Source organism: Halobacillus litoralis (assembly GCF_004101865.1).
In the GTDB taxonomy this organism is placed as follows: domain Bacteria; phylum Bacillota; class Bacilli; order Bacillales; family Halobacillaceae; genus Halobacillus; species Halobacillus litoralis_A.
Map to the genome: position 1 here is coordinate 2,259,004 of NZ_CP026118.1, position 10,815 is coordinate 2,269,818.

Genomic DNA, 10,815 nt, shown 5'->3' on the forward strand with positions numbered 1-10,815 from the left:
CTTATCCAACCCTCATTTTCACACCAATAGGAATTACTCTCGCCGGCCATGGATTCCATTTTTCCAATTGCTTCACCGATGTTCCATACTTTCTTGCGCATCCCCAATAGGTGTCCCCTTTACGAACTACATGATATTTCTTTCTTGTATTCGGATTCTTCGTTTGCTTTCTTCCTTCGTTGGTCACAGGCTTGGATGATTTTTGATAAGAAGACTCGGCCAGCTGGATCTTCACCAACTTCATCGAAAAAGCGAACCCATTAGCATTCTTGCTGTCTGTATCTACATCGAAACTTTCAATGACGATATTAGCCATAATGCGCCGGCCTTCATATTGCAATAGAGTCCCAACTTCCTGCCAGGACTCTAGCTTTGAGATTAATGTTTCGACTTCCTCGTTGGTCGGTCTAACCAATATCCCCCGTAAAGAAACGCTTTTAGGGCTGACGGATACATGATCCGTAATGGATTTCCCTTCTCCCTTTTCGACGGGGTGACGGGTTACGGAACCATCATTTGGGTAGCTTTCAGAACTCACATGAAGTTTTTCCCCTTGCAGTATAGCTTTTCCCTGCATGATTCATCACCCTTCCCTATGAAAGCCTAAACGGTTAATCAGGCTTTCAAATTGTTCTTCGGACATTTCTTTAAACAAGCCCTTGAGTTGGGCAATCACTTCTTGATCTACTTTAGCGTTCGTATCAATATTGACTACGAACTGAGGACTGAATACAATTTGCCCTTTTCCACCGCTGGAGTTATGGCTTTCATCAATGGATGGATTATACCCCAGCTCATTATTCGCTTGCCCCAACAGGTTGTTTGCTCTCTTTCTTTTACTCGGCTGAGTAGGGATAACATATTCTTTCCAACCATTTTCAGCTAATTGAGCTGACTGGTGATATCTTGCAACACCGCCGTTGGCATAACCGCGATTCGGTGGAATAGGTACGCCGTTCTTACGCACTTCATAGTGAAGGTGAGGACCTGTGGAACGTCCGGTGCTACCTAATGTACCGAGAACATCACCACGACTTACCATTGACCCGACACGAGCCATCGCTCGCTGCAAGTGAGCATAGAAGTGAGTGTAAATCCCTCGCTGAACTTTAACGAGATTACCAAAACTACCGCCTGGACCGCTATGGATTACTCGACCAGCTGACTGGGAACGAATGGCCGTTCCAACTGCACCACCATAGTCATCACCTGCGTGAAGCTTATATTTTTTAAGAATGGGATGGAATCGCATGCCGAAGCTACTGGTTTTAACAAGGTCTCCAAAACTGACAGGGCCACCTGTTTCTTTCATTTTCTTATCTACAAAATCCACTATTTTATCTTTGATCAGGGTAAAAGCCCCGGTTCCCATCTGGCCAAGAGCTCCGTCCATCGAAGGAAAGGATACTCCTAAACGATTGAGGACTGATGAAACTAACTTGCTTGGATTCTTCATATAATCCCATACATCCAGAGCTATATTCTTCACACTACCTATAGCATCGCCAGCTTTACTTTTAAGCCATGAAGCCCCTTTACTAATAGTGTTCGTGAACACATTCCCTTTCGCATACGCAGGAGCCATTTGATTGGCAGAAAGAATTTTTTGTGTGTCTTTTCCGTTGATGACTTGAGTCCCTTTAGGTAAATTCATCAGAGTATCTGAGGCAGGAGATAAACCAACCTGACCAGCAGGCGTTTTATAAAGCTCCTGCATTCCTCCATCACCTAGTATGGCAGGACCGCCTGGGTGATAAGGGGTTCCTTTGGCATATTCAGGTGGAGTCCATTTAGGAATCTCCCAAGAGATACCGAGTTTTCCCATGATCCATCCAATACCGCCGAGAGCTCCATTTATAATTTTTCCGAAGCCTCTAGCCAAACGATTACCAAAGGCTTTAATACCTTCCCATGCTTTACCAGCCATGTTTTTAATGCCTTGGCCTATTTTACCTGGAAGGGCTTTGGCTCCTTTTACAATGTCATCCCAAGTATTGCTCACTGACTCTTTCAGTTTTTTAAATAATCCTTTAGCTACAGAAAGCATGCGCGTGAAACCCTTGGAAACAAAGTTTTTAGCTGAATTGACTCCTTTGGTAAATAGTTTTTTTATTGTAGTCCATAACGAAGAAATTATAGACCTGAAACCACTAAAGAACGCTTTTCCTGCACCAAGAATCTTCCCGAACATCTGCAATTGAATGAAGTTCCAAATAAAACGTATAGCGCCGGAGAACATCTGCTTGATACCTTCCCACATTTTCGAGAAGTTCCCAGTGAACAATCCGGAAAAGAATTTCACCGCACCCATGATAAAGTCTAATGCTCCAGAGATTACACCTTTGATGTTTCCCCAAACGGACTTGATCAAAGCTGAAATAACAGGCCATATAAACTTCATGGTCGCCCAAACACCTTTGAGTACAGCGCCAATTACCATAGCCACATTCTTAATCGACTGTATAATCATTGCGCCATTTTCATCCCAAAAGCTAGTCACTTTATTAATTATGTTTTTAACGAATCCCCATACTGTATCCAGTCCACTTGCTACGGTGGTTTTGATAGTTTCAAAGGTGCTAATTAAATTCTTTATAGTCTGTGGCCCAAAGCCAAGACGCGCTAAAATACTAACAGCCTTTCCATTGTTCCCATTAAACACGGCTAAGGCGGATTGGCCGACCGACTTTAATGTCGAAAAGCCAGATTTGACTTGATCAATAGTTGACCTGATTGAACTACCAAAGGAAACAATGCCCTTAATTGTGTCCGTATCCATGCCAAGTCTGGACAACATACTTACGCCTTTGCCTTCTTCACCTCTGATAATGGCAAAGAAGCCTTTGATACCTTGCACAACATTATCTACGCGGTTACGGAAACCATCCAGGTGTTTATAAGCTGCAACAAATGCACCTACAAAAATGGCGATTCCTGCAGCCACAGCAAGGACGGTTCCAAGCATAGCCCCTAATCCAGTTACCAAAGGACCAATCACCGGCCACATGGAAGCCATGGCTACCTTCATACCTGCGAAGAGCCCAATACCAACAGCCATAGGCGCAAGTATCAAAGTAAGAACAGGAATTAACATCATGAATCCTTGAATGACCTTAGCAAGCATTGGATAGGCTTCGTTAAATCGAATGACCAGGTCAGCAACCGTATCAATAAACTTATATACTTTGGTCATAACTGCTGAAAACACTTCTACCATTGGTTGGAATGCTTGGCGGACACTTGATGCCATCTCATCAAATGCCGCCGCGTAGGCCGGGATGCTATCACGCGCAGCTTTATGAAGTCCTGAGTAGAACAGAGCTGAAGCTGCTAAGGCTGCAAGAGCCACCATCTGATAGCGCATCATCCCGCGATTAATCAATTGAATACGGTCCTGCAAAGCTTTCATGTTGGCATTAGGTCCTAGTTGTTTCAGAGCCATTGTGGCCGCATTACCTTGCTTAGCGATATTGTTCAATCCACCAGAAACCTTCAGAAAGGGTTTATTTAACTTGAGCATCGCGCTCCCCATATCATCATAGGCTTTGGTGATTTTCTCTGACTGTGTACTTCTAGCTTGGAAAACACCGACCTGCTGAACAATGCTTTTACGTAATGCAATGTTATTGTTAATCATCTTGTCTGTTGCTTTCTTGTGCTCTTTACCAAGGTCTTGAACACTCTTCATAAAGTCTGCATTCGTGCCGGAATAGTTTCCCATCTCACTGGAGAGCTTCCACATGTCATGCTCAACGTTGCGAATTTCTCTGCGATGTCCCACTAGGGCATTGTTATTCTTAATCAAGTCTTTTCGCATGCTTACACTCATGTCAGCCCAATCGTCCGCAAACTGATAGGCTGAAGCTCCCGCAGTCTTTGCTAACTGACGCATTTCCCTGCTCTGCCTTCCAAGAGCGTCATTGGTTGCTTGAGTTTCCTTAATCATTTTCCTTTGCTCTCGTTGATACTGGCTAGAGAAGCTTTGGGTTGCTCTTGAAGCCCCTGCTGTAGTTTTATTAAACTCGTTTAATTCTCTGTTGATTTGTTGCAAGGGGCCGTTATTTACCCCAAAGCTTAAGGTAAGGTCTTTCAATTCCACGTCCTCACCCCCTTCCTACTTTGATATAAATGATTAAGATTCCATCGAACTCTTTGTAGCTTCATCTTTTAAATCAATAGCTGCATTCGCTTCAAGCAGCTGTTCCTTACTCATCTCAATCGCCTCGGAATAAGAAATGATTTTTTGAACAATAGGCCGCCAAAACCATTGTTTCTTTTTCACAAGGTCTCGGTAATATTGATCATCCTTCTCAGAATCACTTTCCAGACCTAAGAAACGTCATGCCTTCTTGGATAACCTCTTCCATCCCGTCATGCTCATCAAAGTATTCGAACGATACTTGAGGCTCAACGATAATATTTTTGAACAGTTCATCAGCGATTTTTTCACTTGATGGAACACCGTTTTCATTTACAGCGCGGTCTTGAATTCTCATTTGTTCACGGCTTCCTGGATGTTGGAATGTGTACTCGACACCTTCAATTGTTACGGTTTTCTTAGTACCTAATTTAGCCATTTTAAAAATCTCTCCCTCATAATGAAATTGAAGAAAGGCAGCCCTATTGGACTGCCTGCTCCCATGATTGATTTTCTTTTTTCTACCCATTCACATCACTCCACAGAGTAATCAAACACTACAATGGTGAATTCACGGTTGGATGCTTCCTTTCCGTAAGAAAGGTTCGCGGGTCTCTGGATGCGTGCTTGTGACCCTCCGGCTTTCTCCTTCGGCTCGTTGTTGTTAATAGCATAGACCGGGACCATGCGTTTCTCTTTCGCAATCCTATTCAAGAATGCAACATATGGACTTGTCTGCTGAAGAACGACTGTAGCTGTGTGAACATCGTTATTCGTCTCAGAAACAACTACATCCTTCGGGTTCGCACCCACGGAGTAACTGAAACTCTCCCCCTCGGCTGGTTCAAAAGAGATGAAGGTATCTGAGGATAAACCTGTTATTTGGACATCATCGACGAGTAACTGAACTTTCTGGGAATCATACGTTCCTACTTGTGGCATCTATAACCCTCCTCTTAATAGCTCACTGAGCCAGTGATTTTTCCTTCATGAATCGCTCCCGCAAGCTGAAATTCAAAATTCCCGCCTGTATAAACGCGGTTTTTACGATCCTCTGCGGTCGATTGTGCGCTGGAACGGAAATTTGTAGAGTAAACCCCATTTCCGTTTCCATCATCCGCAATGATCCCCTGGCTAAATCCTTCTTTCAATACAGATAAGGTACCAGCTTCCAACTGTGCAATACCTGAATCATCATAAGGAATTTTCCCGGCTTGGTTGGTTATCTTCTGTACTCGGTTCTCGATGTTAGCGACCACCCAATCTAAGCCATGCACAACGTCGATATACTCTCCAGAAAGGACCTTGCCTTCGGATGTAACGCTTTGGCCTGCCTTCTTCACGTAAGCATAACCATTCGCATCTTCAATGGCTGTCAATTCATCAGCTGTCAATGCTTGAGGTGTAATCCCTGTGAGCGATTTGCTCTTCCAGGTAATCGATCCAACCGGTTTACTTCCGTTCTCCCCTATATGAGCAGCATCAATATGTTCATCAGCTGGGTGTACGGCGAAGAATGAACGCTCATATTCCGTAACCAGTGTTGTAAGGTCATCAACACTTGCAACTTGTGCTGAATAGAGTTTCGGATAACCTCCCGCCTCAGATCCTTCAATGACATCAGCAATAGCTGTCATTTCTGTCACATCAGTTTCGGTTGTGATGAGGAAGTACCAATCATTCCCTAAGAGTGAGGTAACAAGTGCTGAAGCTGTCGTAGGACCATCCACTGCAGCTGAGTCATAACCAGCTACCGCGAATCGTTCTGGTCGATTCTCTTGATTTAAGAGCGCCTGGGCTTTTTGATAAAGAGGTGAAGTATCTTCTACGCTCTCTGCCAGGGCTTCTAGGGTTAAAAATTCTTGATAAGCTAAACCACCCGTAATCTCGCCGACAATGAGAGGTTTCCCAAAGCCCACAAGACCGAGTGGTTGTTGTAAGTTGATATTCACTTGAAAGTCATTCAGTGGCATCATTTACCCTCCTGTTATAGTGGTATTTTCGATTGAATCAATCGGGTAGGTGGATGCATCAATATAATTGAATCTTACATCCAATCCCTGCCGTCGAACGTAATGATCAACGAGCATCATGCTTCTGTTCTGTATCGGAGAAACCTCTGTCACAGCTACACCCAATTGATTTAGTAAGTCTCTTCCGACTCTTTGAAAGAATTCAGCAATTTTATAGGAAGTCTCAATCGCTTCATCCCTCGAATCGGAATGAGCATTGAAGGAATAGGATGTCCCCACTTGATTCGCATAGGTCTTCATAAAACCTTCATCTGTATCCTCAAAAGTAATGGAGTCATGACCTTTACGGTTATTATCTGTTGTGGTGCTATAAACGACGTAAGGATAATCAGGAATTTCTCCATCGTCATCATCAGGAATAACAGGGATTCCTAAGAATTTATAAAGCTCATTTGTAATGGTATTCCGCGTTTCTACTGTCATCATGGAGACCCACCACCTCCTTTATCAATCCCTTTTATGATGTAAACCGAGAAGTCAGCATAGACCCCGTGATTCTTCACGTCAAAGACACGATAGTCCTGCCCCTCAAAATAAATGTGATCATTCTTTTTTAGTCTCTGAGGGTGTTGAAGGTATAACTTACGATCTTTCTCTGTATAGCGCCCCTGTGTATCGAAACGCATGTCATCATTGGAGAGAGGGACGATAATTCCTTCCAAAGTTTCAGGTGGCAAGTCAGCTCCTGGAACCCATTGCCCTCCATTTGAATGATCTCGATAGCCTTCACTTTTCTTAATAGCTTCAAAAGGAACTTGGAAAGAAGCAAAGACTTCATCGAAATAAAAGATTTGTTGCCCCATCAGCTACTCACCACCTTCCAAGTAATCCGTTGAATGAGCCCTCCACTATCTACTAACGGGCTTGTGGACCCTTTATTTTTCTTCGTTAGAGAAGAGTTCTCCGGGGAGCTAATGGATCTGATCTTTGCTTGAATGTTGGCCGCCACTTCCGCCCCTAATTGCTCATACATTTGCTCAACCGTTATTTCAAAGGCGAAAACCTTATCTATTAACCGTTCCATGAGACTTGTCCAGTCGCCTTCCTTCTCATCAAAGCTAGCCCGAATGAAAGAGCGTTCTGGAATCTTCACCTGTTCTTTAAGAATGAACATGGGTGTCAGCTCTCCATTTTCACTTGTGGCTAGTATTTGTGTGCCTGGTGGTCGGAACAACCCCTCAATTTCTGAGGCACTTCGTCCTTCTGAAGCTGGTAATGGAAGTGTGAGGAACTTCTTCTTCGCTTTGATCGTCATCCCATATTCATGAACATTCGCAATCATGGCATAGAACGAATCAGCCTCAGCAAAAATCCCAACCTCTATACGATAGCGACCAAGCTCCTCTATAACCTTCTGGAATTCAACGATATTGTCTTCATGAACAGTGACCCCTGCGTTATTCATAAACTAAAACACCGTCAATTTCAGAGAAGGGCGGCTGGTGTATTTCTTAATCAGTCGCGCAAACTCTTGGCCGTAAGGGGTTGAATCTAGACCGACACTTTTCACACTGGTCCGATTACTGTCGGAAAACGTTTGGGACATGCCATCGACCTTTTGTGAAGAAACTCTCCGTACATTAAGAGATGCCAAGTGAGCTGCAAGATATCGTTGGAGTCTTTCCTGATATTTTTCAGGAATCTTCTCCTCATCAAGCTCAGCCTTGGCATCCTCAATATATAAATTCAGGTCAGTATCCGATAAGCTCCGCAAGTGTTTGGCAATACTCCGGATTTTTTCAGGAGTCGTATCTTGGGCCATTACTCATCATCCTCGCCGTTTTCACCTTCACCCTTTATTTCTTTCAGTTGCTCCTCGATGGCATCAAGGACTGTTTTACGATCATCGTTCTCTTTCCATTGCTCCAGAAGATCCACAGAGAAGGTGTCCTCAACCATTTCAATCGCTTGAGTGGCATTCATATCCACTGTGCTTTTCACATCATGAGCAACAATTTCATCCTTCTCAATTAAGCTCTTGATGATTTTATGGTTACTGAACTTTTTCCAATCCTGTTCACTGACATCATTACTACCAGGAACAAGCATGACACCTTCTGCATGACGAACGTACTTGCCTTTGTTTTGGACTAACATATTAAATTCCATCTCCTCTCACGATTGCCATTGGATAACGGACGATGATACCGCCTGTTCGTTCTTCCAACGGCACCTTATAGTTCGGGAACTTATATTCTTGCGGGTGACGTTTGATATCCATAGGAATCAACAGTTCAACCACTGTTGGAGAACTATCGAACACTAGGAAGCTATCGGTATCTCCATCTCCGACTTTTTCAAGGTCAGAAGTATAGTCGATTTTAGAGAACCAGCTTTGGCTACGGAGATATTGTAGGACCGTTTGGCCAGTGTACTCGTTATACTCCTTCTCCAGTTCTTCCATAGCACCTGATGTAACAATCAGAGTGTCCGGTGTATGACCCGGAAGCTTATTAACAGCTGCGCGTGCCTTACGTAGATCAGCTACAATTTCACGGCCTGTCTTATCTTTCCACGATGAAGAATTACCGGCTTCATTATTCGCAACAGCCATGGTCTGGATGCCTTCTGCGTTGGTTACACCAAGAATTTTATGCTTTGTGTCACCCTTCCAAGCAATCTTGTTTTCTTTCTCAGAGATAGCGCGGCGTGCCGTGGCAGCTTTCGTCGTCTCGACTGGTTGGCCGGACATTTGAGCTTGTCGAAGCTCCTGGACCGAAAGACGGAACGCTGCGGCAATAGAATAAATTTGTTCTGTGTGACGTTCCATATCTGCATCAACCAACGGAATATCGTCGGCACCTGGAGCTAATACCTTTGCTGCCCCTGAACGCTTGATAACGTCATAGCTGTAAGTCTCTGCCCCTTCTGGCACATCTGATTTCACATTAAAAATCGTTCTTGCTTTCAATTCCTCTTTGTTAATTTCATAGATTGTATTGTCAATTGCGTTTAAATCCTGTGGACGGATCAATGCATCATTACGGATGGTCATGTTACCTTCACTCCTTTATTTTTATGGTAGGTTGATTTCGAGTTGTGCCAGTTCACCGGCAAGAGCTGCCGTTTTAAACGTTGCTGTAGGGAAAGCCACTACGGTGGTTGTCGCTGTACTATCAGGACGGAAGTTACCAGTCGTATTATCAGCCACAGCTTTATCGCCAATGTTGACATCCTCCTCTACTTCGACCCATAGAACCCCTTTACGGACAACTGCGACAGGAATTTGAGCCTTATAAAGCTGATCGTTGGCATTTGGGTTCTGCCAATCACTTGGCTCTTGGGCAAGTGCCAGACCGATAGGGGAGCCTCCCGCAAACACATTAACAGTCTCTCGATCTGTTCCTAGTTGAACAGCAACCCCATAAGGGATATCCTCCGCAGCTGCTTTCGTTTCTGCTGAGTAATCCTGGTAGTTTGCTAGTTTACCTTTGCCTTGAGCCTCTGGCATGTACTTGTTGTATTCTGTAATAGCCATTCTTTCTCACTCCTCATGTGTTTTTATTTTGAATCACGTAAGTTAAGGCGATCTTGACGTTGCTTATCCAAGTTCCCAGCTGAATCATTAGTGCCTTTCATTTGGTTAGGACCAGTACTTTGAAATCCATTGGACTGAAGAACACTTACCGTGCCATCAAACCGAGCATTCACATACTCATCTGATTTATCATCAGCCTTGAAGTTCCCATCCGCCTTCTGAATGACAGCAACTTTAATGTCTTTATCACTCTTGGTTGTATAATCGAAATCTTCCTCAAGGTAATTACGCGCTGAATCAATAAGAGAAAGACGGGCATCAACAGCCTTTTGCATGTCTTCTTGAGAAGGGCCGGATTTCTTAGCGTTCTCAAGTTCTTTTTCCAAGCCGTCCATCTTCGTTTTATTCGCGTCCACGGTTCCTTGCAGTGTGTCACGTTCTTTTGTGACGGAATCTAATTGCTGTTCTTTGCTTTCAAGTGCGTCAATACGAGACTTAACAGCACTATCAACCTCGTAATCTTTATTATCAATCTTGATTGTTGGCATATTGCCACCTCCATTATTTGAGTTGTTATCATCTACTTGCCATGCTGCTGAATCCTTGCGCCATCCAGAGGAATCACCTTTAATAGCAGCTTCTGGTCCTACACGTCCCTGATCAACGATAGCAATATGGTTTACTTCCACATTGGTCTGTCGGAACTGATAATTTTTACTGTTATACGTTCCATCCTCAGCCACAAGGTCAGTCATGAACCCTAAGCTGATTTCTCGCTTTCCATCGAAAATCTTATTGATCAATTCCTCATCCGTAATCGTAAAACCAACCATGACCCCTCCACCTTGAACAGAAGCGTCGGTATGAGACATTCCTTTGCCATAAGCTTTGATGTTCTTCATGTTGACAGGCTCATTAGGGTGGTCGTCAGTGACGGGCTTTGCATTACAAGATTGGACTGTACGATCGGAAAATATGTCTTCAGGATGCTTCAGCTCATGTTGAATGGAGCCATCCTCTCGACCATATGGGTAAACCCCCGGCTTTGTGACGATGGCTCTAACGGTCAAGTAACCTTCATCTGTTTCGTTGTAATCTTTGATAAAGGCCCGGTCAAAACGCTGTTTCTTACTCAATGTGTCACCCCCTTTCAAGCACTAAAAAAG

Annotated in this window: 14 protein-coding genes; all 14 read right to left on the minus strand. The window is 43.8% G+C overall.

Annotation, left to right across the window (positions count from 1 at the left end; genetic code table 11):
• Nucleotide 1: 1 nt before the first annotated feature.
• The 14 genes from HLI_RS11455 to HLI_RS11515 are packed head-to-tail and all read right to left on the minus strand — an operon-like array spanning nt 2 to nt 10,785.
• Nucleotides 2–577 (minus strand): muramidase family protein, encoded by a 576-nt coding sequence (locus HLI_RS11455; protein ID WP_128525081.1) that lies wholly within the window; start codon nt 575–577, stop codon nt 2–4.
• Between the two features lie 6 nt (nt 578–583).
• A complete protein-coding gene (locus HLI_RS11460) occupies nt 584–4,099 on the minus strand; it encodes a peptidoglycan DD-metalloendopeptidase family protein (RefSeq protein ID WP_128525082.1) in 3,516 nt (1,171 codons plus the stop codon).
• A 33-nt stretch (nt 4,100–4,132) separates the two neighbouring features.
• A complete protein-coding gene (locus HLI_RS21630; protein WP_164908539.1) occupies nt 4,133–4,282 on the minus strand; it encodes a hypothetical protein in 150 nt (49 codons plus the stop codon).
• Between the two features lie 34 nt (nt 4,283–4,316).
• Nucleotides 4,317–4,667: a hypothetical protein gene (locus HLI_RS11465; RefSeq protein WP_241655834.1), complete on the minus strand. Its 351-nt coding sequence runs from the start codon at nt 4,665–4,667 to the stop codon at nt 4,317–4,319.
• Between the two features lie 5 nt (nt 4,668–4,672).
• Entirely contained in the window at nt 4,673–5,080 is a 408-nt protein-coding gene (locus HLI_RS11470) for a phage structural protein (RefSeq protein WP_128525083.1), read from the minus strand.
• 14 nt (nt 5,081–5,094) lie between these two features.
• Nucleotides 5,095–6,111, minus strand: coding sequence for a DUF3383 family protein (locus tag HLI_RS11475; RefSeq protein WP_164908540.1), 1,017 nt, complete (start codon nt 6,109–6,111; stop codon nt 5,095–5,097).
• 3 nt (nt 6,112–6,114) lie between these two features.
• On the minus strand, nt 6,115–6,597 hold the full coding sequence (locus HLI_RS11480; protein ID WP_128525085.1) for a phage neck terminator protein: 483 nt from the start codon (nt 6,595–6,597) through the stop codon (nt 6,115–6,117).
• The gene (locus HLI_RS11485) at nt 6,594–6,974 is read right to left on the minus strand and encodes a hypothetical protein (RefSeq protein ID WP_128525086.1); all 381 of its coding nucleotides are present in this window, start codon (nt 6,972–6,974) and stop codon (nt 6,594–6,596) included. Before HLI_RS11485 ends, HLI_RS11480 begins: the two co-directional genes overlap by 4 nt.
• Complete coding sequence (locus HLI_RS11490) at nt 6,974–7,576, minus strand: hypothetical protein (RefSeq protein WP_128525087.1); 603 nt, start codon at nt 7,574–7,576, stop codon at nt 6,974–6,976. The genes HLI_RS11485 and HLI_RS11490 overlap by 1 nt, the downstream gene beginning before the upstream one ends.
• Before the next feature lie 3 nt (nt 7,577–7,579).
• Nucleotides 7,580–7,933, minus strand: a complete 354-nt coding sequence (locus HLI_RS11495; protein WP_128525088.1) for a DUF4054 domain-containing protein — start codon at nt 7,931–7,933, stop codon at nt 7,580–7,582.
• On the minus strand, nt 7,933–8,268 hold the full coding sequence (locus HLI_RS11500) for a hypothetical protein (RefSeq protein WP_128525089.1): 336 nt from the start codon (nt 8,266–8,268) through the stop codon (nt 7,933–7,935). The genes HLI_RS11495 and HLI_RS11500 overlap by 1 nt, the downstream gene beginning before the upstream one ends.
• 1 nt (nt 8,269) lies before the next feature.
• Complete coding sequence (locus HLI_RS11505) at nt 8,270–9,166, minus strand: DUF2184 domain-containing protein (protein ID WP_128525090.1); 897 nt, start codon at nt 9,164–9,166, stop codon at nt 8,270–8,272.
• A 21-nt stretch (nt 9,167–9,187) separates the two neighbouring features.
• Entirely contained in the window at nt 9,188–9,649 is a 462-nt protein-coding gene (locus HLI_RS11510) for a structural cement protein Gp24 (protein WP_128525091.1), read from the minus strand.
• Nucleotides 9,650–9,672: 23 nt separating this feature from the next.
• A complete protein-coding gene (locus HLI_RS11515; protein ID WP_164908541.1) occupies nt 9,673–10,785 on the minus strand; it encodes a DUF2213 domain-containing protein in 1,113 nt (370 codons plus the stop codon).
• Nucleotides 10,786–10,815 lie beyond the last annotated feature (30 nt).

Bases quoted from the DNA above. Each gene is read 5' to 3' on its own strand.
- HLI_RS11500 (WP_128525089.1), bottom strand. From the start codon at position 8,268: ATGTTAGTCCAAAACAAAGGCAAGTACGTTCGTCATGCAGAAGGTGTC.
- HLI_RS11505 (WP_128525090.1), bottom strand. From the start codon at position 9,166: ATGACCATCCGTAATGATGCATTGATCCGTCCACAGGATTTAAACGCA.
- HLI_RS11480 (WP_128525085.1), bottom strand. From the start codon at position 6,597: ATGATGACAGTAGAAACGCGGAATACCATTACAAATGAGCTTTATAAA.
- HLI_RS11465 (WP_241655834.1), bottom strand. From the start codon at position 4,667: ATGGGTAGAAAAAAGAAAATCAATCATGGGAGCAGGCAGTCCAATAGG.
- HLI_RS11455 (WP_128525081.1), bottom strand. From the start codon at position 577: ATGCAGGGAAAAGCTATACTGCAAGGGGAAAAACTTCATGTGAGTTCT.
- HLI_RS11510 (WP_128525091.1), bottom strand. From the start codon at position 9,649: ATGGCTATTACAGAATACAACAAGTACATGCCAGAGGCTCAAGGCAAA.
- HLI_RS11490 (WP_128525087.1), bottom strand. From the start codon at position 7,576: ATGAATAACGCAGGGGTCACTGTTCATGAAGACAATATCGTTGAATTC.
- HLI_RS11470 (WP_128525083.1), bottom strand. From the start codon at position 5,080: ATGCCACAAGTAGGAACGTATGATTCCCAGAAAGTTCAGTTACTCGTC.
- HLI_RS11475 (WP_164908540.1), bottom strand. From the start codon at position 6,111: ATGCCACTGAATGACTTTCAAGTGAATATCAACTTACAACAACCACTC.
- HLI_RS11495 (WP_128525088.1), bottom strand. From the start codon at position 7,933: ATGGCCCAAGATACGACTCCTGAAAAAATCCGGAGTATTGCCAAACAC.
- HLI_RS11485 (WP_128525086.1), bottom strand. From the start codon at position 6,974: ATGGGGCAACAAATCTTTTATTTCGATGAAGTCTTTGCTTCTTTCCAA.